We start from the raw sequence: 25,638 nt of genomic DNA on the forward strand, positions 1-25,638 counted from the left end.
TGGGGAGGCTATTACAATGAAACATATTTTGTTTGTATGTACAGGAAACACGTGCCGCAGCCCCATGGCAGAAGGGCTTATGAGGAAACTTGCAGCCGAGCGCGGCATTGAGGTACATGTACGTTCCGCAGGTGTGGCTGCGTCGTCAGGTATGCCGATATCACGTCATGCCGAAGCGGTTTTGAAAGATCATCAGGCAGAAGGCCCATCCCAGTCTACACAGCTGAGTGAAGCGTTGGTCGAATGGGCAGATCTGATTCTGACGTTAACGCGGAGCCATAAGCAACATGTGATGCAGGTGTTCCCGGATTCTATTCAGAAAACGTACACGCTGAAAGAATATGCCGAGAATGATGCACAAGTGCTTCAAGACCTGGAGGAGTTGGACAGCCTGTTTGCTTCACTAGAGATGAAACGGGCCCTGGGCCAGGAGATTCTGGCATCGGAGCGAGAGCGTGCGATCGAAATTCGGCAACGCATCCCGAGTTTTGATATCTCCGATCCGTTTGGCGGTAGCCGGGACGATTACAACATTGCGGCTGCGGAGATTCGTACAGCGTTATCCAAGCTTCTAGATAAGCTTGAATAATTCAGCTGTACAGAGACAAGATATACAAACAGAACATGGAATGTAAATTAACCGTTGATTTTCAAGGTGGGTTGATTTATGATGAAGGGGAAAACAGGGATCCGGTGTAACTGGCGACGAAGTGGGCACAACCACAATGGAGCACCGGAACAAACGGCCGGTCGCCTGGGCAAAAGAGCAATTCTGCGATACCCGCAGACTGCTCTTTTTTTCGTCTTTCATCTGATTTTTCGCTATAATAGTACCTGAAATGCCATGTAGCGCATGTGTAGAGCAAACATTCACTATATAAGTTGAACTATTTATTTACACGTTAACGGAGAGGACAGAAAAAACCTGAAAAAGCGAAGCGGTCGCCTTTATCCCCGGATTTTCCCCTTTGGGAAAGGGAATCGAAAAAATCTGGGGATAACAGCGATTGGAAGGTTATTCTGTCATCGGAGTGGACTGTGTAAGATCTTTAGTTCAACTTGTATAGATAGCGGGCATGATTTTATCGGGAGGCGATAGGATGACAATTGAATTGGATTCGGAACAACCCGGATTGCAACAACAGACGGCATCAATCCTGCGCGAACTGGCGACAGCCGGTAAACTTGGCTCTGGCCATGTTGTTGTGATCGGCACGAGTACAAGCGAGGTCGCAGGCCAGCGCATTGGAACAAGCGGTGCCGTCGACGTGGCGGATCAGTTGCTTGCAGGTATTCGCGAGGTGCAGACGGAGTTTGGTTTCGACACGGTATTCCAGTGCTGTGAACACCTGAACCGAGCCCTTGTAATGGAACGTGCGTTGCTTCATCGGCTTGGATTAACGGAGGTTGGCGCTGTACCTGTGCCGAAAGCTGGGGGTTCCATGGCATCTACTGCCTATCGTTCACTGTCCGATCCATGTCTGGCTGAGCACGTTCAAGCCCATGCAGGTCTGGATATCGGTGAGACCATGATTGGCATGCATCTTCGCCATGTTGCGGTTCCTTTCCGGACATCACTTCGTTACATTGGAGAGGCTCGTGTTACAGCAGCACTTACACGTCCGAAACTGATTGGCGGCGAACGTGCGGTTTACCGAATGGAGGAACAACCTGATTCGACCTTTTGTGACTAACGTATAAAGCGAAATCGTCAGGTTACACTCAGACTTCGATTGCATCACCGTCTTACGATCGCTATTATCCCCAGATTTCTTTGAATCTCCTTTTAAAAGGGAAAATCCGGTGATAAATGCGAACGCGCTGCTTCTCCAGATTGGTGTTGCACTCTCCGTTTACGTGGAAACATCATTTCGCTTTATAACTTCATTATAATTTAGGAGGAATTTAATCATGGAACAATTGCGTAAAAATGACCCTGCAGTATTGGAAGCAATGAATCTTGAACTGAAACGTCAACAGAACAACATCGAGCTGATCGCATCCGAGAACATCGTAAGTGAAGCGGTAATTGAAGCACTCGGCTCCGTTCTGACGAATAAGTACGCTGAAGGTTATCCAGGCAAACGTTACTATGGTGGCTGTGAGCATGTCGATGTCGTTGAAGATATCGCGCGTGATCGCGCGAAAGAATTGTTTGGTGCAGAACATGCGAACGTGCAGCCGCACTCCGGTGCACAAGCGAACATGGCTGTATATCTGGCGGCGTTGAAGCCTGGCGATACCGTTCTGGGTATGAACCTGGCACATGGCGGTCACTTGACGCATGGTAGCCCGGTGAATGCTTCCGGTTTGCTGTACAACTTCGTTGCGTATGGCGTTCAAGAAGATACATTCCTCATTGATTATGATGAAGTTCGCAAAGCAGCATTCAAACACCGCCCTCGTCTGATCGTAGCAGGCGCAAGTGCATACCCGCGTACGATTGATTTTGAAAAGCTGGCTTCGATCGCGAACGATGTTGGCGCGCTGTTCATGGTTGATATGGCACACATCGCAGGACTTGTTGCTGCTGGATTGCATCCTAACCCGGTGCCACATGCCCACTTCGTGACAACAACGACACACAAAACATTGCGCGGACCACGTGGCGGTATGATCCTGTGCCGCAAGTCCTGGGCAGCTGCTATTGATAAAGCGGTATTCCCGGGTTCCCAAGGTGGACCTTTGATGCACGTAATCGCTTCAAAAGCTGTTGCATTTGGTGAAGCTTTGCAACCTTCGTTCAAAACGTATGCTCAGAACGTGGTGAAAAACGCACAGGTGCTGGCTGAAACATTGATCTCTGAAGGATTGAACATTGTATCCGGCGGTACAGACAACCACTTGATGCTGATCGATACTCGTAGCGTGAACATCACGGGTAAGGAAGCAGAGCATGTACTTGATTCCATCGGTATTACCGTAAATAAAAACGCGATTCCGTTTGATCCAACAAGTCCGTTTATCACGAGTGGTATCCGTATTGGTACACCTGCGGCGACTTCCCGCGGTATGGACGAGAAAGCAATGGTAGCGATCGGTAAGATCATTGCCAAGACGCTTAAAAATCCAAAAGATACAGCAACACTGGATCAGGCACGCGCTGAGGTAACTGCCCTGACGGATCAGTACCCGCTGTACACTGACCTTAAATACTAGGATTTTTACTACTACTGCTAAAAACATTGCTCGCGCTGTTTGATTTTGAAGGTTGCTAAAATGGAATACAAAGTAACGTAGCGAGCAGAATGAGGCCGTAGAAGCGAAGCGCTCGCATTTATCCCCGAATTTTTACCTTTCTAAGGTGATTCATAAAATTTGGGGATAACGGCGATCGAAGGAGCATTCTGGTGGCGGAGTGCTATTGTATTTAACATTTTGCTATTCAACTCACACAACAGCACGAGCAAACAGGACCGGATGGATCATTTTCCGGTCCTGTTTTTGTAGGATTTGCTTTTCTGTAATGATTAGGTGCCCTTTGATGGTGTAATTCAGTGTGGGTGATGATATAATATACAGGATTTATCGAGCCTGTGAATGACGGCTAGGTATATTTGGAAATGCTTAACTCATGAAGAACTTACCGGAGGGACAATTTAATGGGAAAATTAGTAATATGTGATCACCCCCTGATTCAACACAAACTGACGTTTATACGCGATATGCGTACGAATACGAAAGATTTTCGTGAATTGGTTGATGAAGTAGCAACATTAATGGCCTACGAGATTACAAGAGACGTTGAGCTGGAATCCATTGACGTACAAACGCCTGTAGCGGCGACACAAGGAAAAGTAATTTCTGGACGTATGCTTGGACTGGTACCGATTCTGCGCGCAGGACTGGGGATGCTGGATGGCGTGGTGAAGTTGCTGCCAGCGGCAAAAGTAGGACATGTTGGCTTGTTCCGTGATCCGGAAACATTGCAACCGGTAGAATACTACACCAAGTTGCCTACAGATGTAACTGAACGCCAGCTGATTGTGATTGACCCGATGCTTGCAACAGGCGGTTCGGCGATCGCGGCGATTGACGTGCTCAAAAAGCGCGGTTGCACTCAGATCAAAATGATGAACCTGGTTGCAGCGCCAGAGGGCGTAAAAGCAGTACAAGATGCACATCCAGATGTAGACATCTATGTAGCTGCGCTTGACGACCGTCTGGATGATCACGGATATATCGTGCCAGGACTTGGCGATGCGGGAGACCGTCTGTACGGAACGAAATAAGCATATTTTCATGCGGATTAGAAAAGGGGCTTTGCTCGAATGTCCAAAAAAATTAAAGTGATGACTATTTTCGGGGTGCGTCCAGAAGCGATCAAGATGGCTCCGCTTATTCTGGAATTGCAAAAACATCCCGAGTCTATTGAGTCGATTGTTTGCGTAACCGCGCAACATCGCCAGATGCTTGATCAGGTTCTTGAAGTTTTCGACATTCATCCCAATTATGATCTGGATGTCATGAAGGATCGCCAGACCCTGAACGAAATTACCATTCGTGTTCTTGGCGGTCTGGAGCCGGTTTTGCGTGAAGCCAAGCCTGATATCGTGCTCGTTCACGGTGATACGTTGACTACATTTGTAGCCAGCTATGCAGCCTTCCTGCAACAGATTCAGGTTGGGCATGTGGAAGCCGGTCTGCGGACGTGGAATAAGCTGTCGCCTTACCCGGAAGAGATGAATCGCCAGCTGACGGGTGTTTTGGCCGATCTGCATTTTGCACCAACGGATTGGTCTTCTTCCAATCTTGCAAAAGAAAATAAACCGGAGTCTAGTACCTACGTCACAGGCAACACGGTAACGGATGTGTTTCAATATACAGTACGGGAGGATTACAAACACCCGGTACTTGATTGGGCACAAGGCAAACGCCTGGTGCTGATGACTGCTCATCGCCGCGAATCTCAAGGCGAGCCTCACCGCAACATTTTCCAGGCCGTCAAACGTATTGCAGACGAATTCGAAGATATTGCCATCGTGTACCCGGTGCACCCTAGTCCTGCTGTGAAGGAGCCGGCTCACGCGATTTTGGGGAATCATCCCCGTATTCGGTTAATTGATCCGCTAGACGTAGTGGATTTGCATAACTTTTACCCGCACACTCACTTGATCCTGACTGATTCAGGCGGTTTGCAGGAAGAAGCGCCTTCGTTTGGTGTGCCTGTTCTTGTATTGCGCGATACAACAGAGCGCCCGGAAGGCATCGAAGCGGGCACGCTCGAATTGGTAGGGACAGAAGAGGAACGTGTATATGAACGGACCAAGGCTCTGCTTACAGACGAAGCACTGTATGCAAGCATGAGTCAAGCTGCTAATCCATACGGTGATGGACATGCATCGGAAAGAATTGTCAATGCGATTTTGCACCATTTCGGCGTAAAAAGTGAGCGCCCGGAATCATTTCACAGAAAGTTCAAAAAATAATTCACATTTTCTGTTGGATTTATAGAGGGGATAGCATACAGTTAAACTGTACGGTTTACGCGGGTTTACGGGCTGTAATAAGCTGTAGACCCGTCGTTTCTCCCTTTAAAACGCTAAAATCAATCAATTGACAAAGGCTCTCATCATTCAGTAAAATTAACTGGGATTGCAAGGGTGGCGTGGAAAATGGCCGATTCGAACAAACCAAATTCATCCCGTAACCATGATGATAAGGTCTGGAAAGCAATGGGGCTCGTGACAGCTTTTGGAATCGAGATTGCCTTGCTCGCTGTTGCCGGATATTACGCTGGCTCGTGGTTGGACAGGACCATTGGAGGCAACGGAATATGGATCGCCGTAAGCGTTCTCTTTTTTCTTGCGGCAGGCGGGGTAAGCATTTACTTTATTGCTAAAAAATTCATGGGGGAAAGTGATGAGTGAACTAGCCAGATATCGCAGATGGATGACCGTTTCCGTCATGTATATTCTCATGATTTGTTTTCTAACGGCTGCATTTGTACCTCGTTTGGAAACGATTGCTTTGGGACTGGCCCTGGGTGTTAGCATAAGTTTGATTAATGCATTTTACCTGGGCTACAAGGTGAGGAAGATGTCCGATGATGCGGCAGAAGGTAATCTGAAGCGTGTGAACCTGGGATTTTTGACAAGAGCGGCGCTCGCAGTGCTTGGTATTTACATATCGATGCGCTTTCCGCAGTACTTCAATACATATGCGGTTGCAGGCGGTCTGGCCATTGCGCAATTTTCCCTATTAATTATAGGGATCATCATGTCCCGCAAAGCAGAGTGATTTTGAGTGTGGCAACTTTCAGGTAGAGAAAGGGGTGAGAAAAAAATATGCATGAAGCTCCAGTGATTATGCTTGGTGGATTTCATCTGGACTTGTCCGTACTATTGATGTTGATTGTAACCAGCGCCATTGTCTTCATTTTTGCCATCATCGCTACGCGGAACCTGTCGGTGGATAATCCGGGAAAGCTGCAAAACTTTATGGAGTGGGCTGTTGAGTTCGTTCGTAATCTGATATCCAGTACGATGGACATGAAGAAAGGCAAACACTTTATTTCTCTCGCACTTACGATGATTTTGTTCATCTTCGTAGGAAATATGCTTGGGCTTCCATTCCAGGCCGTTACCGATGTTAAGGATGTTAATGCAGCTACCGTTTTCGGGAAACCAATCGTTACAGCGGTTGAGGCTTATGAAAAGGCTCACGCGAAGGATCCAGAAGCGCATCCACATATCGAGCTGGCTTGGTTCAAATCACCAACAGCTGACTTGTCCGTAACGATGGGACTAGCTCTCGTAGCCTTCCTCGTAGCACATGGACTTGGACTGTTCAAGAACACTAGAGGTTATCTGAAGCACTATGTGCAGCCGTACGCGTTGTTCCTTCCGATTAATATTATCGAGACCGCGTCCAAGCTGCTCACGCACGGCATGCGTTTGTTCGCGAATATTTTTGCGGGTGAGGTGCTGATTGCAACCATCCTCAAACTGACCAGCTTTAAAGTGCTGGGCGCCATTTTCGCAATACCGCTACTTGCAGTGTGGCAAGGTTTCAGTATCTTTATCGGCGGGATTCAAGCTTTCGTTTTCGTCATTCTAATGATGGTGTACATTTCACAGACCATCGAAACGCACGAAGAACATTAAGTTTTAGACCTGCGGGGATCTCTCCATCAGGCTGAACAATAAAATTGATTTATAATTTTAAGGAGGATATACAAATGGGAGCAATGGCATTAATCGCAGCAGCAATTGTTGCAGGATTGGGCGCTTTCGGCGCAGGTATCGGTAACGGTATGGTAATCAGCAAAACAGTGGAAGGGATCGCGCGTCAACCAGAAGCGAAATCCACACTGCAAACAACAATGTTCATCGGGGTAGGTTTGATCGAGGTATTGCCGATCATCGGTGTGGTACTCGCATTCATGTTCTACGGTGCTGCTTAAGACATAACACAGTACGGCGGGGAAGGCTGTAGCCCTCCGCGCCTTCTTTTTAGCTAGGAACTTATCCTGTAAGGGATAACGGTTTAGGATACCTCCAGGAAGGAGTGAACAGATTGAGTTTCTTATGGGAAAATACGCTTCTTGCGATTATCGCATTTTTGGTTTTATACTGGCTGCTTAGCCGTTATGCTTTCGGTCCGTTGTTCTCCATCATGGAAAAGCGTCGTGAACTCGTAATGAGCCAGATGAATGAGGCTGCTCAGACTCGGGAACAGGCGATTGCTTATGTGGAGGAGCAAAAACAGGCTCTCGAACAAGCGCGCAAAGAAGCTCACGACATTATTGAACAGTCCAGACAAACGGGTGGCAAGCAGGCTGAATCCATTCTGGCTGATGCCAAAGCTGAAGCAACTCGTCTCAAAGACGATGCTGTACGTGAAATTGAGAGCGAGAAGAACAAAGCGGTTGCCGCACTTCGCAGCGAACTGGGTACTGCTTCCGTTCAGATTGCTTCCAGATTGATCAAAAAAGAAGTTGAGAACGGTCCAGCACAAGAGGAACTTGTGAACCAATACCTCAATGAGGTAGGGGGCCGACAATGAGCCGCGATACGATTGTTGCCAAGCGTTATGCAAAAGCATTGTTCGAAGTTGCTCTTCAGCAGCAGCAAGTGCTTGAAGTTGAACAGGAACTGCGTGCCGTTGTCAGTGGATTAACCGGAGATCCAGAGATTATTAAATTTATTGTTTCTCCTAACATCTCTGATGAAGCTAAGCAAAATGTGCTTCATGCAAGCCTTGATGGCAAAGTGTCCGAACCTGTCCTTCGCACGGTTTTGCTTCTGATTGAGCGTGGCCGCGTGGAATTGTTGCAAGACCTCTTGAATGATTATGTGAAAATCGAAGGGGATTCCCTTGGGATCGCCGATGCTCGCGTATACTCGACCTATGCATTGAAGGAAGAAGAGAAAGAAGCGGTAGCCCGTGAGTTCGGTGGCCGTGTGAATAAAAAGATCCGTATCGAGAACATTGTTGATCCTGCACTGCTGGGCGGATTGAAAGTCGCCATTGGCGATACGATCTATGACGGCAGCTTGGCTGGCAAGCTCGAACGTCTTGAGCAGTCTTTTAACAGACGAGTACAGTAGATTGGGGTGAGGACACTTGAGTATCAAACCAGAAGAAATCAGTACATTAATTAAAAGTCAGATTGAACAATATAAGACTGATATCGATGTAGTCGAAGTTGGTACAGTTATTGAGGTTGGTGACGGGATCGCCCGTGTATACGGACTCGAGAATGTCATGTCCAACGAGTTGGTTGAGTTCCCAAGCGGTGTAATGGGCCTCGCCATGAACGTAGAAGAAAGCAATGTGGGTGTCGTTATCTTGGGACCTTACTCGGATATCCGTGAAGGAGATCAAGTAAAACGTACAGGTCAGATCATGCAAGTGCCCGTTGGCGAAGCATTGATCGGACGCGTTGTGAACCCGCTCGGTATTCCAGTGGATGGCAAAGGGCCAATCACTACAACGGAATTCCGTCCGGTAGAAGGTAAAGCACCAGGCGTTATGGATCGTAAATCGGTTCATGAGCCGATGCAAACAGGGATCAAAGCGATTGATGCGATGGTTCCAATCGGCCGTGGACAACGTGAGTTGATCATCGGTGACCGTCAAACGGGTAAAACATCGATTGCGATCGATGCGATCCTGAACCAAAAAGGTAGCGGCATGAAATGTATCTATGTGGCTATCGGTCAGAAGCAGTCCACTGTTGCTCAGGTCGTAGAAACGTTGCGTCGTAGAGGTGCAATGGAATATACCATCGTAGTAACGGCATCCGCTTCCGATCCATCACCATTGCTTTATATTGCTCCTTACTCCGGCTGTTCCATGGGTGAGTATTTCATGTACAAAGGCGAGCACGTGCTGGTAGTATATGATGACTTGACTAAACAGGCTGCGGCATACCGTGAGTTGTCCTTGTTGCTTCGTCGTCCACCAGGCCGTGAAGCTTACCCAGGTGACGTATTCTACTTGCACTCCCGTTTGCTTGAGCGCGCTGCGAAGCTGAATGATGAACTTGGTGGTGGTTCTTTAACCGCTCTGCCATTCATTGAAACACAAGCTTCGGACGTATCTGCATACATTCCGACTAACGTAATCTCGATTACGGACGGTCAAATCTTCTTGGAGTCCGATCTCTTTAACGCCGGACAACGTCCAGCGATCAACGTAGGTATCTCGGTATCTCGTGTCGGTGGTTCTGCACAGATCAAAGCGATGAAAAAAGTTGCAGGTTCCCTGCGTCTTGATCTCGCTCAATATCGTGAATTGCAGGCGTTCTCTCAATTCGGATCTGACTTGGATAAATCCACTCAGGCTCGTCTGAATCGTGGTGCGCGAATGATGGAAATCCTGAAGCAAGGTGTAAATCAGCCACTTCCTGTAGAACAACAGGTTGTCAGCTTGTACACTGCAGTTAAAGGGTACTTGGATGAAATTCCGACAGGTGATGTAACTCGTTTTGAGCGTGAGTTCCTTGCGTTTATGGAGAGCAACCATGAGGAAATCCTTGGGTCCATCCGTGATACAAAAGAATTGACAGCAGACAATGAGAATGCACTTAAAGATGCAATTGAGAAGTTCAGAAAGAGCTTCGCTGTCTCTGTCTAAATAGATTCATGTAGCTGCGGAGTTGTTTAACCGATTCCGCATGTCTGCATGTGTAACTTGTAACGAAGCTTACGAAGTAACTTTGGCTCTGCCAAAGTAGGATTATGCTTACGATGTAGTTTTGACTTTGTCAAAACTTTAAGGTGGTGAAATCATGGCAAAAGGCATGCGCGAAATTAAGCGGCAAATTAAAAGCGTACAAAGCACAAAGCAGATCACCAAAGCAATGGAGATGGTAGCTGCTGCAAAACTGCGTAAAGCGCAGGAAAAAGCAGAGGCTGCCCGTCCTTATTCAGAGAAGTTGAAAGAGGTAGTGGCGAGTATTGCATCAAGCACGCAAGGCATCCAGCATCCAATGCTGGATAGCCGTCCGGTGAAAAAGACAGCTTATCTGATCATTACATCGGACCGTGGTCTTGCAGGTGGATACAATGCGAACATTTTGCGTCAGGTTAATCTGACGCTGAAAGAACGTCACAACTCTCAGGACGACTATGAATTGTTCGTTATCGGACGTAAAGGGCGCGACTATTTCAGACGTCGTGAAATGGCTATGTCTTCCACGATAACGGATTTGTCGGATTCACCTGCATTTGCCGATATCAAATCCATCGCTCATGAAGCGGTTCACGGATTTGAACTGGCTAAATTTGATGAATTGTACATTTGTTATAACCGTTTTGTAAATGCGTTGACCCAGATTCCGACGGTAGAAAAACTTCTTCCTATGGAAACACCTGAGTTATCTGCTGCGGATGGACCGACTGCAAGCTACGAGTATGAACCGTCAGCTGAAGCTGTGCTGGAAGTATTGCTTCCGCGTTATGCGGAGACATTGATTTACGGCGCATTGCTGAATGGTAAAGCGAGTGAGCTGGGTGCGAAAATGACGGCAATGGGCAATGCAACCAAAAATGCATCGAAGCTCATTAATGATCTGTCATTGACATATAACCGTGCCCGTCAAGCGGCGATTACGCAGGAGATTACGGAAATTGTGGCAGGTGCCAACGCAGCACAAGGCTAACCGTTTTTTATTTAATGAAGGCTTGCACTGCAAAAATGAATGAACGGAACTTTATTTTTGTCAAAGTAGCAGGCTTGTAGGAGGGGAACGTTAAGATGAACAAAGGACGCGTTGTGAGCATCATGGGTCCGGTTGTTGACGTCGAGTTTGATCGCGGCGGTCTGCCGGAAATCCTCAATGCCATTACGATCACTACAGTAAGCGAAAGCGGTGTTAGTGTAAATCTTACACTCGAAGCTTCGAAACATCTGGGTGACAACCGGGTACGTTGTATCGCGATGTCCTCCACGGACGGTCTCGTACGTGGCATGGAAGCCGTAGATACTGGAGCTCCAATCTCTGTACCTGTCGGTGAAGCGACACTGGGTCGTGTATTTAACGTACTCGGCGAAGCGATCGATACTGGCGGTACAGTAGCAGCTGAACACAAAAATCCGATTCACCGCTCTGCTCCTGCATTTGATGAACTGACTACCCAAGCGGAAATGCTTGAAACAGGTATTAAAGTTATCGACTTGCTGGCTCCTTACGCAAAAGGCGGTAAAATCGGTCTGTTCGGTGGTGCCGGTGTAGGTAAAACGGTAACCATTCAGGAACTGATCAACAACATTGCGCAAGAGCACGGCGGTATCTCCGTATTTGCCGGTGTTGGTGAGCGTACACGTGAAGGTAACGACTTGTATCACGAGATGAGTGATTCCGGCGTTATCAACAAAACTGCAATGGTCTTCGGACAAATGAATGAGCCACCAGGCGCACGTCTTCGTGTAGCCCTCACGGGTCTGACGATGGCGGAATATTTCCGTGATGAAGAAGGCCGTGACGTGTTGCTCTTTATCGATAACATCTTCCGTTTCACCCAAGCGGGTTCAGAAGTATCTGCCTTGCTTGGACGTATGCCTTCCGCGGTAGGTTACCAGCCTACGCTGGCAACAGAAATGGGTCAATTGCAAGAGCGTATCACTTCAACGAAAAAAGGATCGGTTACATCCATCCAGGCGATCTACGTACCTGCGGATGACTACACTGACCCTGCTCCTGCAACAACGTTTGCTCACTTGGATGCAACAACAAACCTGGAGCGAAAAATCTCCGAGATGGGTATCTATCCAGCGGTAGATCCACTCGCATCCAGTTCCCGGATCTTGTCTCCTGAAGTTGTTGGCGAAGAGCACTATAGTGTTGCACAAGGTGTTAAACGTATCTTGGCACGTTATAACGAACTTCAAGATATCATTGCGATCCTGGGTATGGACGAGCTTAGCGAAGAAGACAGAGCGCTCGTATATCGTGCGCGTAAAATTCAACGTTTCTTGTCCCAGCCTTTCCACGTTGCTGAAGCATTTAACGGTATTCCGGGTAAATACGTTCCGGTTAAAGAAACGGTGCGCAGCTTTAAAGAGATTCTCGAAGGCAAGCATGACGATCTGCCGGAAGCAGCATTCCTCTTCGTGGGTACGATTGAAGAGGCAGTGGAGAAAGCTAAAACACTGGTATAATCTGAGTCCAGGATTGTCCTTATGAAGCGAGCTATCCTTCGGATAGTTTCAGGAGGGATGGAATTGAGCACCTTTTTGTTGGAAATTGTAACACCTGAGCGTCTTGTTTATTCACAACAAGTGGACAGCATTATTGCTCGCGGTATTGAAGGGGAACTGGGGATTCTCCCAGGTCATATCCCGATGGTCACACCTTTACAGATTGCACCAATCATTATTAAAAACGGAAAAGAGAACAAGCAGGTTGCCATTGGCGGCGGCTTTATCGAAGTACGAAAAGATAAGGTTGTTGTACTCGCGGAGAGTGCCGAATTCCCGGAAAGTATTGATGTGGATCGTGCGCGTGCGGCTAAAGAGCGGGCAGAACGCCGGCTTGCCAGTCAGAGCAATCAGGACCACTTTGATCACCGCCGTGCAGAGATTGCTTTGCAAAAAGCGGTTAACCGGATTAACGTGTACGGCAAATAAAGTGATTTAAGGAACCCGGTGGCCTAGTCTACCGGGTTCTTTTAATCATTTTTGAGGGAATTAAACTAGTGGAGTACAACGATGGTATACCACTACAGTATTCATGGATTTGAATGTTAGAGAGTGTTCTCTTTATATAGTATGAATGGCTTCACATGATTAGATTCACCTTTCAATGATCAGGTGAATAATATGTAGGACTTAAGTAGTATGGGCATATCCCCCTAATAGAACTAATTTTACGAGATTCAGTAGAATTATTTCCGAGGAAATGACAGAATCGATATCGTTATAACGCTCTTTTATGTCGTTTTAGTCACACAATACTGGCGGATACAAATTAAAATTTTTTTTGAAGTGGAAATCAATGTAGTTGACAAGTAATAGTGAAACAGCCTATATTCCTTAGAGTCAGCAGATGCAGGAAGTAGGGCGCTAGATGTTCATTATCTTGCAGAGTTGAATTGTTGTTGCTTGGTCACGTAGGCATCAGAGATCTTGTCAATTCGAGGGGGACCTGAGCGTAGAACAGAGATGTTTTTCTGCTTCACACATTCCTGTGTACTAACAAGTTATGGGGGCTAGGCATATGATATGCCGATCGTTGCAACAATCAAGGTGGAGGTAAGAAGATATGGGTAATGATCTGGCGAATCAGGTGAACCAGACATTGAGCACAAACAGCCTGATCTCAATTTTCGTTTCTCTTATATGTATAGCGATTACATGGTGGTCATTGCAAAATCTGAAATTGGATTTAGTGATCAGACAGCCGAAAGGTCCTCAGGGGAGACTGTTACATTTGTTGCTGGCCATTATTCTAGGGCATGCCGTTGCTGGCTTTGTTATTGATTATTTGTCCTGGACTCAAATGTTAAGAAATTTGTTTTAATGTCGAGATGGTTGGTTAATCATCTGTTAGGTTCTTCAAGCGGCTCATTGTCGAATAACATCGATTAATTGTGTTAACAATTAGAGTATGAGCTGTCGGACAAAATATAAGAAAGAAATGTGAACGTTTAACTGACCGAATTTGAAATGTTTATGTAAAAAATGCTTGTATCAAACAATTCAACAATGTTATGATGGAAGTTAGGGAATTCACAATTTTTCACTAATTATGTAGGTTATAAAGGGGATATCCGGTAGTTACCGGCTAAAAATCATCCCAATTGGTCTGTTCTGATGCTAAGATGGCCTTTTAAATGAGTTTTCGAGCCATGAAGCAGGATGTACAGTACACATGGTATCATCGATATGAATTATACAAACCAATTCTTTTCTGATCAGACATCTGTGCGTACATGCCAGAATTTGTCGAAATTCCACACACAGCAACAGTCCTTTCTGTCACAGTGGGGCTTACGTATTCCGGAATGAGGAAAAGGGAATAAAAGCGCGGAGGGAACCATGATGAGCAAATTTATCGTCCGCGGTGGCAAAAGGTTGACCGGAAGTGTCAAAGTTAGCGGCGCTAAAAATTCTGTTCTTCCGATCATCGCTGCCTCTCTCTTAGGGGAAGAAGGACAAAGCGTTATTATTGACGCACCTCCTCTAGACGATGTGATGACGATTAACAAAGTGTTGGAATCGCTAGGAGCGGGAGTTACATACCGGGACGAAGTGATTACCGTAAATGCGGAGAACCTTACTTCCTGTGAAGCCCCGTATGAATGGGTTAGTAAAATGCGGGCGTCTTTTCTGGTCATGGGGCCTTTGCTGACGCGTTTGGGTCAAACAAGAATCTCACTGCCTGGGGGATGTGCCATCGGTACACGACCGATTGATCAGCATCTCAAAGGGTTTGAAGCCATGGGAGCCGAGATTAGCTTGGGCCAAGGTTATATCGAAGCACGTAGCCAAGGGCGGTTGCGCGGGGCGAAAATTTATCTGGATGTGGCTTCCGTTGGAGCTACTCAAAATATTATGATGGCTGCAACTTTAGCCGAAGGTGTAACGGTTCTGGAGAATGCGGCGAAAGAACCCGAGATTGTCGATCTGGCTAACTTCCTGAACGGGATGGGAGCGAAAGTTCGCGGAGCCGGTACAGGCGTCATTCGTATCGAAGGCGTAGAGAAGCTGTCTGGCGTTAAGCATACCGTAATCCCGGATCGTGTTGAAGCAGGTACGTATATGGCTGCCGCAGCAATCTCTGGTGGTGACGTATATGTTGAAGGTGCCATCTCTGATCACTTGGGTTCCGTTATTGCTAAGCTTGAAGAAATGGGCGTAACTGTACAGCCTGACGAGAATGGTGTGCGTGTCATTGCAGACCGTCCACTCAAAGCAGTGGATGTCAAAACGTTACCATACCCAGGATTCCCGACAGATATGCAATCCCAAATGATGGCTTTGTTATTGGCATCCGAAGGAACTAGCGTTGTCACGGAAACGGTTTTTGAAAACCGCTTCATGCATGTTGATGAGTTCCAACTGATGAACGCAGAAATCAAAGTTGAAGGAAGATCCTCCATCATTACCGGCAATGCTAAGCTGAAAGGTGCTAAAGTGACAGCTACAGACCTGCGTGCAGGGGCTGCTCTAATCATTGCTGGCTTGGTAGCTGAGGGCACAACTGAGGTAGGTGGTGTACATCACATCGACCGTGGTTATGTACATTTGGCAGAAAAGTTGAATGGCCTCGGGGCAGATATCTACCGAATTTCGGTGGAAGAGCCTAAGCTGGATGCAGTTAAGGCGCCTAGCGAAAAGGTTGAGGAAGAAGTTCCTATGTTTAAAGTACAACCAACTTGGGTGTAAACCCTCGTTTATATCACATAGCGTTATTTCTGCATAGCTACCTTTCTGTAGAAAATGCAGGAACAAGATCAAATGGATCATATCTGTTTGATTATGAAGCTGAGCCTCCGGGCTTGGCTTTTTTTGTGTTCTTTTTACAAGTTAAACGATATAGAGGATGGTCTGTTAAGGACCTGATTCTATTAATACCTGATCCTAACTTTGTATAACATAATATTTAGGCTTATATCTATTTGGACCATATGAAAGATCAGGTGCATTGATTAAGATGCACTGTGTAACCCGCGTAGCAGCAATATTTTCAGCCATCTGCTTCTACAAAGGAAGAGGTGCTTATTAGATAGCAACGTTTCGCGTTTCTCTTAAATCCGGTTCTATCAGATCGAGTGAACTCATATCTTAAACTATGGATTTGAGAAAAAACCAGCCATGACCTGGTCATCGACAACGGAGGGTTATCACGGATGAAGGAAGCTCGTGTACAGGTGAAAGTACCTCTTGCCCCGCGGCCCGGAATGCAGGGATCAGAGGAGAGTTCAACTCAGGATGCAGAGAAAGACAGGTTGGCTTCTGAGAAGAAGAGAGGTAACTCGTTACAGATGGCGAAGGTGCAAATAGTAATGGGGAGCAAGCAAGAAACGGTACATGCGAAACGTGGGGAACATGTAGCGAAGGAACCGAAACGGGAAGCCACAGAGCATAATAATGTCCCGCTTATTGAGTTGGATGCGTTTCGTAAGGTGAAACGTCGTCGTATGCGTTCATTCGGTCGCCGTCACCGCTGGGGGCGCCACCCAGGGCGTTGGCAGCCCGCAGTAGCGGTATCAGCACTGCTTGTTCTGGCGATATGCATTCCGGTCATTCTGGTGTGGCCGCGGGCAGGCGAACAGGTAAAATCAACGCCTGCTTCTACAGGTATGAACTCTGGTACCAGTCTACAGTCTCCTAATCCTGTACCTGCAGCGCCTGTAAGCTATCCTGAGCCGAAGGTGCGTATTTACTTGTCTGCTACCGGGACAACGTTGGAATTACCGCTTGAGACATATGTGACGGGAGTAGTTGCTGCGGAGATGCCAGCAGACTTCAAGTTAGAAGCGTTAAAAGCGCAAGCGATAGCTGCTCGCACATTTATCGTGAGAAGACTTGTTGCAAATGATACAAGTGGCGTGCCTTCAGGCATAGCAGATGTCACGGATACGATTAGTCATCAGGTCTTCATTCCACCAGATCAGGTAAAGGCAGATTGGACAAGGCTAGGTAAAACGAAGGAATGGCAAAAACTTCAGCAGGCCGTTCGTGAAAGCCGCGACGCAGTTATGACGTATCAGGGTCGTGCGATCACAGCATCATTTTTCTCAACCAGCAATGGATATACGGAAAATGCAGAGGATGTGTGGGGCAACGTTGTTCCCTATTTGAAAAGTGTAGCTAGCCCATGGGATAAAGAGCTTGCACCAGGTTTTGAAGAAACAATTACGATGAAACGCAGTGAAATTTTGCGGAAGATGAACCTGGATGCAATTCCCGTCTCAGCAGAAAAGAACGGTTCCTGGATCAAAGTGTTATCTACAACCAAAGGGCATCGTATTAAAGAAATGCAGATTGCAGGTGAAACGTTCAGTGGCCCGGAAGTCCGCAAACGCCTCGGGCTCAGATCCAGCCAATTCAGCTGGAGAACAGTAGGCGATGAAGTGCAGATTACAACGTATGGTTACGGCCATGGAGTGGGTATGAGTCAATGGGGAGCAAATGGTATGGCGCAGGAGGGGCACACGGCTACAGAGATTCTGAAACATTATTACACGGGAATCTCGTTTGGACAGGCATCCAGGATGCTAGCCTCAAAATAAGAGAAGAGATGATTAGATTGATAACTATGAAGGATGTTTCTCTACTACCCTCCCACTACGGAGCTTTTAAGATTTGGCTATATATGATGAGTAAAGTGAAATTGTACGGAGAGCGTAGGGGACAGAAAAGGCCTGTAGAAACGAAGTTGAAAGCTTTCTGAAAGAAAGCTGCATCGGAAGCATAAACTTGCCTTTACTACCGAGTTTCACCTTTGAATAAGGAGATCGAAGAAATTCGGGTAGTAACCAGCGGTCGAAAGGTTTTCTGGCCCCGGAGCGGTGCACGCACTAACCACCCATATATAGCACTCTTTGAAAGCTGCGTGAAAATTTTTAGAGTCGCGCGTGTATAAAAGAGTTGCACCCGGTAACACTTGTTACTGAGGTGATCAAGATGAATGAAAACAACAAAAAATCAATCCAAGAAGAAACTCCTAAAACAACTCAAGGAGTACCGGCGGCTCAGCCCTCTTCATGGAGAAAAGCAATGTCCAAACGTTGGGTTTTCCCGGCAGTCTACATCGCAGCAGCAGGCATTATACTAACTCTAGTGTGGGTCTATCAGGGAACAGGCGATAAAGCGCTGAACCCGGACTCTCCTAAAGAATCAGTAGAAACCGGCGCAGCGAGCAATGAGGGAGCCGTTACAGGTGGGGATCAGGAAAGTATGGAAGTTGTTGCAAAGTCGGAAAATTTTGTTTGGCCAGTAGCATCTCCGTCCGAGATCTCGGTTGTGAAACCATTCTATGACAACGAGGCTTCAAGTGAAGAGCATGAAGCAGCGATGGTGCAGTACAATGACACATTTATTCCCAATACGGGTGTCGACCTGGCACGCGGCGATAACAAATCATTTGAAGTCAAGGCAGCACTCAGCGGTAAAGTTACACGTGTTGAGCAAAATCCGCTTACAGGTCAAGTCGTGGAGATTACTCACAGCGATAACCTGAAAACCGTATACCAAAGCCTTGCGGACGTCAAAGTAAAACAGGACGATGAAGTGAAGCAAGGAGATGCGATTGCATCTGCCGGTGTGAGCGAGCTTGGCAAAAACCTGGGGAACCACCTTCACTTTGAAGTTTATGAAGATGGTCAGCCTGTAAACCCGCAAGGATATCTTCCGGAAAAATAAATGATTTTTACCGCACTAACAGGATGGGCAGGGGTGAATAACCTCTGCTTTTTTTATGCTTTTCAGAAAATAATGGGACCTTCGAAGCTTGTCACACCTCTAAACCGCGAATATATAGGCATGCTCCTCATATAATGTACCAAACTATCCACACAGTAGGGAGGCGGGAGCGTGCACGATTACATCAAGGAACGGACCATCAAAATTGGTCGCTGCATTGTTGAGACAAGAAATACGGTCCGTACCATTGCCAAAGAATTCGGCGTGTCAAAGAGTACTGTGCATAAGGATCTGACGGAGCGTCTGCCGGAAATCAACCCTGATCTTGCTGACCAGGTCAAACACATTTTGGAATATCATAAGTCGATCCGTCATTTGCGGGGCGGTGAAGCGACCAAAATCAAGTACAAAAAAACGAGTGGAAAAAAACGTGAGGTGCTGGCTTCCGCCAAATCATAAGCAAGTTCTTCGAGAACTAGGCCAAAAAGCTCACAGCATGGATTGAATCCCTCCCCTGAAGTATGATATGTTAAAAGCTGGTACAGGATCGAATTATGACATCTTATCAGCCCGATTTTTACATATATATGTTGCACTTTGTCGAACGAGCGGTGACGTGATAAGAGACACTTTTTCACAGGATACGCTGACCAAATAATATCACTTTGGGGGCTCTTTTATGTTTAGCAAGGATATCGGTATTGATCTTGGCACGGCAAACGTGCTTATTCACGTGAAAGGAAGCGGAGTTGTGCTCAATGAACCTTCCGTCGTGACCATTGAAAGCGATACGAAGCGGGTCCTTGCTGTAGGGGAAGAGGCGCGTCGTATGGTGGGGCGTACGCCGGGTAACATTGTTGCCATTAGACCGCTGCGCGATGGGGTTATTGCGGACTTCGAAATTACGGAAGCCATGCTTAGACATTTCATTAGTCGTGTAGGGGCAAGAAGCTGGTACAGCCACCCGCGAATTTTGATCTGTGCACCAACGAATATCACTTCCGTAGAGCAAAAGGCCATCCGTGAAGCTGCGGAGCGCAGCGGTGCCAAAGAAGTATTCCTGGAAGAAGAGCCGAAAGCGGCTGCTATCGGAGCAGGTATGGATATTTTCCAGCCGAGCGGCAATATGGTCGTGGATATCGGCGGCGGAACGACTGACGTTGCAGTCCTGTCTATGGGCGACGTAGTCACCGCCTCTTCTATTAAAGTTGCGGGGGACAAGTTCGACGAAGCGATTATCAAGTATATTAAAGCCAAATACAAACTCATGATCGGAGAACGTACAGCCGAAGATATCAAAATCGCGATTGGCACCGTTAACCCGGCGGGTCTTCAAGCCGAGATGGATGTTCGCGGCCGCGATATGGTAACCGGTCTGCCGGTTACAGTCACTGTGTCAGGTAGTGAAGTGCAGGAAGCGCTATGGGATTCCGTGCAATCCATTATCGTTGCGGCCAAGTCGGTACTGGAGCGCACACCACCTGAACTGTCTGCGGACATTATTGACCGTGGTGTCGTTTTGACTGGTGGAGGTGCATTGCTGAACGGATTGGATGAACTGTTGTCCAATGAATTGCATGTTCCGGTATGGGTTGCAGAGGATCCGATGCACTGCGTGGTAAAAGGAACTGGCATTATGCTGAATAATTTGGATCAAGTGGTTAAGAAAAAGTTCTAGTCTGCCGATATAAAAAGCAATAGGTTCACCGCTGAGGTGAACAGAACGGACAAACAGCTACCTGCTATGCAGGGACAAGCGTTTGAGGAGAGGGGTTCATTCATGTTAAGAGGTCTGTACACCGCTGCTGCGGGAATGATCACAGAGCAACGCCGCCATGACACTGCTACACAGAATATCGTAAATATGAACACAACGGGATACAAACAGGTGAACAGTGTAAACCGCTCCTTCCCGGAAATGCTCATTACTTTAACGGGCGGGGATGCCAATCTTCCAACAAAGCGGCTGGGCAAACTCAACTCGGGCGTATTTGCCGAGGAAAGCTTATCCATGAATGTTCAAGGCGCTCTTATGGAAACGAAGCGAAATAGTGATTTTGCAGTCTCTTCCAATATAAATGTGGATGATCCACAAACATTGGAGCCTATTCCGTTTGATGCTTCCGGCAAATTTGTAGGGGCAGATGGAACGGTAACATACCAGCCACAAGCCTATTTTACGGTTCGTGATGCAGGTGGTAATACCCGTTATACACGTGATGGTCATTTTGAAGTGAGCGCAACCGGACAGCTTCTTACTTCCACCGGTTCCCAGGTAATGGATATGGACGGGCAACCCATTGTATTGACAGGTTCTGTGGAGCAATTTAAAGTGGATGAGATAGGCCGCCTTGTTAATGCGGTTACAGGTGCACCAACCGACGTTAGGCTTGGAATCAGCATTATTGACCAGCCGAATCAGCTAGTTCGTCAAGGAGACGGTAATTATAGTCTGAATGAAGAGGATGGAGCAACTGCACGTATGATGGGTGCTGCGGATGTTGTCCAGATCCATCAAGGTTATCTGGAAGGATCGAATGTGGACGCCTCACAGGCTACCGTTGACATGAATGCTGCATTTCGTGCCTATGAAGCGAATCAGAAGGTCATTCAGTTCTATGATCGTAGTTTGGACAAAGCCGTTAATGAAGTTGGTCGTGTCTAGCGCTAACCGTCACCATATAACCGCGTAGTAATGGGCAATAGGCCCTTTGCAAAGAGAAGCAGGGAGGTAAAGCCACCGCATGAATAATTCCATGATTAGTGCCAAGGTCTCTATGACAGCGATCCAGCAACGGCTGGATGTCATTTCCGATAATATTGCCAACGTGAATACGGCAGGCTATAAAAGTAAACAGGCAAGTTTTGAAGATGTATTGACCCGTACACAGCAACAAGATGATAAGTACAAGCAGGATGGACGTTCAACACCGATGGGGTACAACCTTGGTTTTGGAGCACGTCTGGTCAATCTCACCAGAGATATGTCCCAAGGCAGCATGATGGAGACAGGCAACCCTACAGACCTCGCTATTGAGGGTAATGCGTTGTTTGCTGTTCAGGAAAGGGGTCAGAAAGTGTGGACACGACAAGGGGCATTTCATTTTGTACCGGATATGCGACCGAAGGCAAATCCCAATGATCCTGACCTGATGGTGCTCGTCAATGACGATGGCCATTTTGCTCTGAATCGTCAGGGAGAGCCCGTTACTGCTCCGAAAGACAGCACAGTTGCTTTTGATGAGAAAGGTAATTTGTTGGTGCGTCAGGGCAATGGCAATGCCGTAATTAGGGGACAACTGCAGATGGTGGATATCGAACGTCCTGAAGGACTGGTTCAGTTAGGCGGAAATTTGTTTGGGCTGGATGCCGGGGTAACCGAGGACGATGTGTTTGGGGCGAATGCAGCAACACGTGAGCCACAGGCATCGATACGTACGGGTTTTCTTGAGCAGTCCAATGTGGATATGACGCAGGAGATGGCGTTGCTCATGCAGGGTCAGCGGACATATCAACTGGCGGCACGGGCGCTTACATCCAGTGATTCTATGGCGGGTCTTGCCAATAATATGAGAGCATAAAGGTGAATGGGATGACAGAAACACAGCAGCAGAACAGCAAGCCGGAACAGAAGGAAGTCAAGAAGAAAAAGAAGAGTTGGCGGCGCATCGCAAGATGGTTTCTGATTCCGATTTTGCTTGTTCTTGCCCTCGCTGGCGGAATGGTCGCTGGATATGTGGTACTGGGCAAACAGGATATCGGTTCCGTATGGCAATGGAGTACCTGGAAGCATGTCTATGATCTGGTATTTGCTCCCTAAGATAACGAGTTCAGCGAAAACTCCTGCGCAGGCAGGAGTTTTCTTTTTGGTGTTGAAAACAGTATAATGATGGATGACGTTGAACGTCAGAAGAGGCCTCCCCTGCGAAAGACATTGCTTGTCATCGCGAAGAGAGACCCCTTATCTCAACCTTCACTACTGCAGTCATGAAGGATATAACTAGTGTTAACCCTAAATCAACATTTCATACAACATTAAAAATGAAACTCATTTATATGAGGATCGACTTAATCATGCTCGTTTAATGGTTTCCGCACTACAGTAAGTGGAGGGAAGAGAATCGTTCAAAAGAAGCAAAGCGCTCGCGTTTGTCACAGAATTATACCCATTATAATGGAATCAAAAAAATTCAGGGACAATGGCGATCATAGAACGATCTCTTTCCGAAACGACGCTATTGCGCCGCCATTATTGCATGATGGAGAGCCCTCGTATAAACACCCCGAGAGGAGATTAAATTGTGTTAGATATCAAACAAATTCAATCGATTATCCCGCATCGCCCGCCGTTCCTGTTGGTGGACCGAATTTTAGAGATGGAGGACGGCAAACGTGCGGTTGGTTTGAAAAATGTAACGATTAATGAACCGTTTTTCATTGGACATTTTCCAGAGTATCCGGTAATGCCAGGCGTATTGATCACAGAAGCATTGGCTCAGGTTGGAGCAGCAGCTATGCTGAATTTAGAAGCGAACAAAGGCAAAATTGGTTTCTTGGCGGGACTCGACAATTTCCGGTTCCGTGGTCAAGTTGTGCCTGGGGATACGTTAATTCTCGAAGTAGAAATTACACGTCTGAAAGGTTCGATTGGTAAAGGTCAAGCTACTGCTCGCGTGGATGACAAAATTGTCGCTGAAGGCGAAATCATGTTTGCACTGTCAGACCCAAGCTGATTACATAGGCATGTATATATCATGCAAATAAGTTGACTAATTCTTTACACTTAAACGGAGAGGACAGAGAAAACCTGAAAAAGCGAAGCGTTCGCCTGAAAGCTTTCTAAAAGAAAGCTACATCGGAAGCATATGCTTATCACCGGATTTTTCCCTTTTAGAAAAGGGAATACAAAAAATCTGGGGATAACAGCGATTGGAAGGTTGCTCTGTCATTGGAGTGCAGGTGTAAATATCTTTAGTGCAACCTATGACTACGCTGAACAGCTACGTGCATAAATAGAATTTTATATAGACGGAAGGGGCTTATTGGATATGGAACAGTTAAGCGCAGCAGCAGCCGAGACGTTGCAACAATGGTTGGAGGATGCTTCTATTGATGAAGCAACGAAACAGGAGCTTCGTGATCTAAAGGATCAACCCAAAGAGCTGGAGGAGCGCTTCTACAGAAACCTGGAGTTTGGTACAGGTGGATTGCGCGGTGTGATTGGTGCGGGTAGCAACCGGATGAACAAATATACGGTCGGTCGTGCAACACAAGGCTTTGCCCGTTATTTGCTGGAGCAACATGGAGACAAGGAAGGTAAACCTTCTGTTGTCATCGCACATGACTCCCGTCATTTCTCACCTGAATTCTCGCTGGATGCGGCGCTGGTGCTGGCGGCTAATGGTATCGTAGCCAAGTTGTATCCTTCCCTGCGCTCTACACCACAGTTGTCCTTCAGTGTGCGTCATCTGCAAGCGACAGGTGGTATCGTTGTAACAGCAAGCCATAACCCGCCGGAGTACAATGGATACAAAGTGTACAATCACGAAGGCGGGCAACTGGTACCACATGAAGCGGAGCAAGTGATTCAGTACATTCAAGAGGTGCCTTCTCTCGCAGATGTGAAAAAAATGACGCGCGAAGAAGCCGAAGCACAAGGTTTGCTGGTTTGGCTCGGTGAAGAAGACGATCAGGCATTCGTAGACACCGTGGCAAGCCGCAGTCTAAGCCGTGAGCTGATTCAATCCGGCATCGGCCGTGATTTCAAAATCGTATATACACCGCTACACGGTACAGGCAACCTTCCGGTTCGCCGCGTACTGGAGCAGATCGGATTCGAGCAATTATATATCGTTGCGGAGCAAGAGCAGCCGGATGCTGAATTTTCCACAGTGAAGTCCCCTAACCCGGAAGAGCGCGAAGCGTTCACGCTGGCAATGAAGCTGGGCGAATCCGTAGGCGCAGACATTCTGATCGGTACAGATCCGGATGCAGACCGTATGGGAGCTGTCGTGAAAGACAAGGATGGCAAATATTTCGTCTTGTCTGGTAACCAATCGGGTGCCATTATGGTACACTATCTGCTCAGTCGTCTCCAAGAGACAGGCGCTCTTCCAAGTAACGGTGCAGTAATCAAAACGATTGTAACGAGTGAGATGGGTGCAGTTATCGCTCAGCATTACGGTGCAGAAGTGATGAACACCCTGACGGGCTTTAAATATATCGGTGAAAAAATGAACCAGTTCGAAGCAACCGGAAGTCACACCTTCCTCTTCGGATATGAAGAGAGTTATGGCTACCTCTCCGGCAACTATGCCCGTGACAAGGACGCTGTTCTTGCCTCGATGTTAATTGCCGAAGCGGCTGCTTACTATAAGAGTCAAGGCAAAACACTCTACGATGTGTTGCAGGAGCTGTACAACCAGTTCGGATTCTTCCTGGAGAAACTGGAGTCTCGCACCCTGAAAGGCAAAGACGGAGTCGCACAGATTCAAGCGAAAATGACCGATTGGCGTTCTAACCCACCGAAGGAAGTTGCTGGCATCGCTGTACAGGAAGTGCTGGATTACTCCTTGGGTCTGGACGGTCTGCCGAAGGAGAACGTGCTGAAATTTATTTTGGCGGATGGATCATGGTTCTGCCTGCGCCCTTCTGGTACAGAGCCGAAGATCAAAGTATACTTTGCTGTCCGCGGTGAGAGCTTGCAAGATGCAGAGAGCCAGATCGAACGTCTGGTTTCGGAAGTCATGTCGCGTGTAGACGCGCAATAAAACAAATGGTACTGTAAGAAAAAGATGCAGAAGGCCTCTCCGCACCGTA

Annotated in this window: 26 protein-coding genes and 1 riboswitch; all 26 genes read left to right on the plus strand. The window is 47.2% G+C overall.

The features are described from left to right. Window positions 1-16 precede the first annotated feature (16 nt). Complete coding sequence (locus tag FS818_RS21160) at window positions 17-589, plus strand: low molecular weight protein arginine phosphatase (protein WP_145334433.1); 573 nt, start codon at window positions 17-19, stop codon at window positions 587-589. Between the two features lie 96 nt (window positions 590-685). Beyond that, a riboswitch (ZMP/ZTP riboswitch) is annotated at window positions 686-767 on the plus strand. A gap of 333 nt (window positions 768-1,100) precedes the next feature. Continuing rightward, window positions 1,101-1,694, plus strand: a complete 594-nt coding sequence (locus FS818_RS21165) for a TIGR01440 family protein (protein WP_145334435.1) — start codon at window positions 1,101-1,103, stop codon at window positions 1,692-1,694. Window positions 1,695-1,911: 217 nt separating this feature from the next. Continuing rightward, window positions 1,912-3,159, plus strand: a complete 1,248-nt coding sequence (locus tag FS818_RS21170) for a serine hydroxymethyltransferase (protein ID WP_186331760.1) — start codon at window positions 1,912-1,914, stop codon at window positions 3,157-3,159. A 443-nt stretch (window positions 3,160-3,602) separates the two neighbouring features. Then, on the plus strand, window positions 3,603-4,232 hold the full coding sequence (upp, locus tag FS818_RS21175; protein ID WP_090922856.1) for a uracil phosphoribosyltransferase: 630 nt from the start codon (window positions 3,603-3,605) through the stop codon (window positions 4,230-4,232). Window positions 4,233-4,271: 39 nt separating this feature from the next. After that, window positions 4,272-5,429 carry a non-hydrolyzing UDP-N-acetylglucosamine 2-epimerase gene (wecB, locus tag FS818_RS21180; RefSeq protein ID WP_145334439.1) on the plus strand — a complete coding sequence of 386 codons (1,158 nt, stop codon included), beginning with the start codon at window positions 4,272-4,274 and terminating at the stop codon, window positions 5,427-5,429. Window positions 5,430-5,615: 186 nt separating this feature from the next. Continuing rightward, a complete protein-coding gene (locus FS818_RS21185) occupies window positions 5,616-5,870 on the plus strand; it encodes an AtpZ/AtpI family protein (RefSeq protein WP_090922860.1) in 255 nt (84 codons plus the stop codon). Further along, window positions 5,863-6,240 carry an ATP synthase subunit I gene (locus FS818_RS21190; RefSeq protein WP_145334442.1) on the plus strand — a complete coding sequence of 126 codons (378 nt, stop codon included), beginning with the start codon at window positions 5,863-5,865 and terminating at the stop codon, window positions 6,238-6,240. The genes FS818_RS21185 and FS818_RS21190 overlap by 8 nt, the downstream gene beginning before the upstream one ends. A gap of 47 nt (window positions 6,241-6,287) precedes the next feature. After that, window positions 6,288-7,106 carry a F0F1 ATP synthase subunit A gene (gene atpB, locus FS818_RS21195; RefSeq protein WP_090922864.1) on the plus strand — a complete coding sequence of 273 codons (819 nt, stop codon included), beginning with the start codon at window positions 6,288-6,290 and terminating at the stop codon, window positions 7,104-7,106. Between the two features lie 74 nt (window positions 7,107-7,180). Further along, the gene (gene atpE / locus FS818_RS21200; protein WP_090922866.1) at window positions 7,181-7,405 is read left to right on the plus strand and encodes a F0F1 ATP synthase subunit C; all 225 of its coding nucleotides are present in this window, start codon (window positions 7,181-7,183) and stop codon (window positions 7,403-7,405) included. 113 nt (window positions 7,406-7,518) lie between these two features. After that, entirely contained in the window at window positions 7,519-8,007 is a 489-nt protein-coding gene (gene atpF, locus FS818_RS21205) for a F0F1 ATP synthase subunit B (RefSeq protein ID WP_090922868.1), read from the plus strand. Next, complete coding sequence (locus tag FS818_RS21210; RefSeq protein WP_145334444.1) at window positions 8,004-8,552, plus strand: F0F1 ATP synthase subunit delta; 549 nt, start codon at window positions 8,004-8,006, stop codon at window positions 8,550-8,552. Before atpF ends, FS818_RS21210 begins: the two co-directional genes overlap by 4 nt. A 16-nt stretch (window positions 8,553-8,568) precedes the next feature. Further along, entirely contained in the window at window positions 8,569-10,083 is a 1,515-nt protein-coding gene (gene atpA, locus FS818_RS21215) for a F0F1 ATP synthase subunit alpha (RefSeq protein WP_145334446.1), read from the plus strand. Between the two features lie 154 nt (window positions 10,084-10,237). Beyond that, complete coding sequence (gene atpG, locus FS818_RS21220) at window positions 10,238-11,110, plus strand: ATP synthase F1 subunit gamma (RefSeq protein WP_145334448.1); 873 nt, start codon at window positions 10,238-10,240, stop codon at window positions 11,108-11,110. A gap of 95 nt (window positions 11,111-11,205) precedes the next feature. After that, window positions 11,206-12,609 carry a F0F1 ATP synthase subunit beta gene (gene atpD, locus FS818_RS21225; protein ID WP_145334450.1) on the plus strand — a complete coding sequence of 468 codons (1,404 nt, stop codon included), beginning with the start codon at window positions 11,206-11,208 and terminating at the stop codon, window positions 12,607-12,609. 63 nt (window positions 12,610-12,672) lie between these two features. Further along, the gene (locus FS818_RS21230) at window positions 12,673-13,077 is read left to right on the plus strand and encodes a F0F1 ATP synthase subunit epsilon (protein WP_145334453.1); all 405 of its coding nucleotides are present in this window, start codon (window positions 12,673-12,675) and stop codon (window positions 13,075-13,077) included. 634 nt (window positions 13,078-13,711) lie between these two features. Beyond that, window positions 13,712-13,969 (plus strand): DUF1146 family protein, encoded by a 258-nt coding sequence (locus tag FS818_RS21235; RefSeq protein WP_145334455.1) that lies wholly within the window; start codon window positions 13,712-13,714, stop codon window positions 13,967-13,969. A 521-nt stretch (window positions 13,970-14,490) separates the two neighbouring features. Continuing rightward, on the plus strand, window positions 14,491-15,837 hold the full coding sequence (gene murA / locus FS818_RS21240; protein ID WP_145334457.1) for a UDP-N-acetylglucosamine 1-carboxyvinyltransferase: 1,347 nt from the start codon (window positions 14,491-14,493) through the stop codon (window positions 15,835-15,837). A gap of 464 nt (window positions 15,838-16,301) precedes the next feature. Then, the gene (gene spoIID, locus FS818_RS21245) at window positions 16,302-17,687 is read left to right on the plus strand and encodes a stage II sporulation protein D (protein WP_145334458.1); all 1,386 of its coding nucleotides are present in this window, start codon (window positions 16,302-16,304) and stop codon (window positions 17,685-17,687) included. Window positions 17,688-18,081: 394 nt separating this feature from the next. Further along, window positions 18,082-18,819: a stage II sporulation protein SpoIIQ gene (locus tag FS818_RS21250; protein WP_145334460.1), complete on the plus strand. Its 738-nt coding sequence runs from the start codon at window positions 18,082-18,084 to the stop codon at window positions 18,817-18,819. Between the two features lie 171 nt (window positions 18,820-18,990). Further along, complete coding sequence (spoIIID, locus tag FS818_RS21255) at window positions 18,991-19,278, plus strand: sporulation transcriptional regulator SpoIIID (RefSeq protein ID WP_024632710.1); 288 nt, start codon at window positions 18,991-18,993, stop codon at window positions 19,276-19,278. A gap of 220 nt (window positions 19,279-19,498) precedes the next feature. Next, window positions 19,499-20,497 carry a rod shape-determining protein gene (gene mreB, locus FS818_RS21260; RefSeq protein WP_145334462.1) on the plus strand — a complete coding sequence of 333 codons (999 nt, stop codon included), beginning with the start codon at window positions 19,499-19,501 and terminating at the stop codon, window positions 20,495-20,497. 102 nt (window positions 20,498-20,599) lie between these two features. Then, the gene (locus FS818_RS21265; protein WP_145334464.1) at window positions 20,600-21,484 is read left to right on the plus strand and encodes a flagellar hook-basal body protein; all 885 of its coding nucleotides are present in this window, start codon (window positions 20,600-20,602) and stop codon (window positions 21,482-21,484) included. Between the two features lie 79 nt (window positions 21,485-21,563). Beyond that, window positions 21,564-22,400, plus strand: coding sequence for a flagellar hook-basal body protein (locus FS818_RS21270; protein WP_145334466.1), 837 nt, complete (start codon window positions 21,564-21,566; stop codon window positions 22,398-22,400). An 11-nt stretch (window positions 22,401-22,411) separates the two neighbouring features. After that, a complete protein-coding gene (locus FS818_RS21275) occupies window positions 22,412-22,639 on the plus strand; it encodes a DNA-directed RNA polymerase subunit beta (protein ID WP_145334468.1) in 228 nt (75 codons plus the stop codon). 481 nt (window positions 22,640-23,120) lie between these two features. Beyond that, on the plus strand, window positions 23,121-23,552 hold the full coding sequence (fabZ, locus tag FS818_RS21280) for a 3-hydroxyacyl-ACP dehydratase FabZ (protein ID WP_090922893.1): 432 nt from the start codon (window positions 23,121-23,123) through the stop codon (window positions 23,550-23,552). 315 nt (window positions 23,553-23,867) lie between these two features. Further along, the gene (locus tag FS818_RS21285; protein ID WP_145334470.1) at window positions 23,868-25,589 is read left to right on the plus strand and encodes a phospho-sugar mutase; all 1,722 of its coding nucleotides are present in this window, start codon (window positions 23,868-23,870) and stop codon (window positions 25,587-25,589) included. The last annotated feature ends 49 nt before the right edge of the window (window positions 25,590-25,638 follow it).

The sequence above is a fragment of the Paenibacillus xylanexedens genome, from assembly GCF_007680605.1.
In the GTDB taxonomy this organism is placed as follows: Bacteria; Bacillota; Bacilli; order Paenibacillales; family Paenibacillaceae; genus Paenibacillus; species Paenibacillus xylanexedens_B.

Bases quoted from the DNA above. Each gene is read 5' to 3' on its own strand.
- FS818_RS21275 (WP_145334468.1), top strand. From the start codon at position 22,412: ATGACAGAAACACAGCAGCAGAACAGCAAGCCGGAACAGAAGGAAGTC.
- FS818_RS21270 (WP_145334466.1), top strand. From the start codon at position 21,564: ATGAATAATTCCATGATTAGTGCCAAGGTCTCTATGACAGCGATCCAG.
- FS818_RS21210 (WP_145334444.1), top strand. From the start codon at position 8,004: ATGAGCCGCGATACGATTGTTGCCAAGCGTTATGCAAAAGCATTGTTC.
- FS818_RS21235 (WP_145334455.1), top strand. From the start codon at position 13,712: ATGGGTAATGATCTGGCGAATCAGGTGAACCAGACATTGAGCACAAAC.
- FS818_RS21160 (WP_145334433.1), top strand. From the start codon at position 17: ATGAAACATATTTTGTTTGTATGTACAGGAAACACGTGCCGCAGCCCC.
- murA (WP_145334457.1), top strand. From the start codon at position 14,491: ATGAGCAAATTTATCGTCCGCGGTGGCAAAAGGTTGACCGGAAGTGTC.
- FS818_RS21190 (WP_145334442.1), top strand. From the start codon at position 5,863: ATGAGTGAACTAGCCAGATATCGCAGATGGATGACCGTTTCCGTCATG.
- FS818_RS21165 (WP_145334435.1), top strand. From the start codon at position 1,101: ATGACAATTGAATTGGATTCGGAACAACCCGGATTGCAACAACAGACG.
- atpB (WP_090922864.1), top strand. From the start codon at position 6,288: ATGCATGAAGCTCCAGTGATTATGCTTGGTGGATTTCATCTGGACTTG.
- atpG (WP_145334448.1), top strand. From the start codon at position 10,238: ATGGCAAAAGGCATGCGCGAAATTAAGCGGCAAATTAAAAGCGTACAA.
- FS818_RS21185 (WP_090922860.1), top strand. From the start codon at position 5,616: ATGGCCGATTCGAACAAACCAAATTCATCCCGTAACCATGATGATAAG.
- mreB (WP_145334462.1), top strand. From the start codon at position 19,499: ATGTTTAGCAAGGATATCGGTATTGATCTTGGCACGGCAAACGTGCTT.
- FS818_RS21170 (WP_186331760.1), top strand. From the start codon at position 1,912: ATGGAACAATTGCGTAAAAATGACCCTGCAGTATTGGAAGCAATGAAT.
- FS818_RS21250 (WP_145334460.1), top strand. From the start codon at position 18,082: ATGAATGAAAACAACAAAAAATCAATCCAAGAAGAAACTCCTAAAACA.
- FS818_RS21265 (WP_145334464.1), top strand. From the start codon at position 20,600: ATGTTAAGAGGTCTGTACACCGCTGCTGCGGGAATGATCACAGAGCAA.
- wecB (WP_145334439.1), top strand. From the start codon at position 4,272: ATGTCCAAAAAAATTAAAGTGATGACTATTTTCGGGGTGCGTCCAGAA.
- atpE (WP_090922866.1), top strand. From the start codon at position 7,181: ATGGGAGCAATGGCATTAATCGCAGCAGCAATTGTTGCAGGATTGGGC.
- upp (WP_090922856.1), top strand. From the start codon at position 3,603: ATGGGAAAATTAGTAATATGTGATCACCCCCTGATTCAACACAAACTG.
- spoIID (WP_145334458.1), top strand. From the start codon at position 16,302: ATGAAGGAAGCTCGTGTACAGGTGAAAGTACCTCTTGCCCCGCGGCCC.
- atpD (WP_145334450.1), top strand. From the start codon at position 11,206: ATGAACAAAGGACGCGTTGTGAGCATCATGGGTCCGGTTGTTGACGTC.
- FS818_RS21285 (WP_145334470.1), top strand. From the start codon at position 23,868: ATGGAACAGTTAAGCGCAGCAGCAGCCGAGACGTTGCAACAATGGTTG.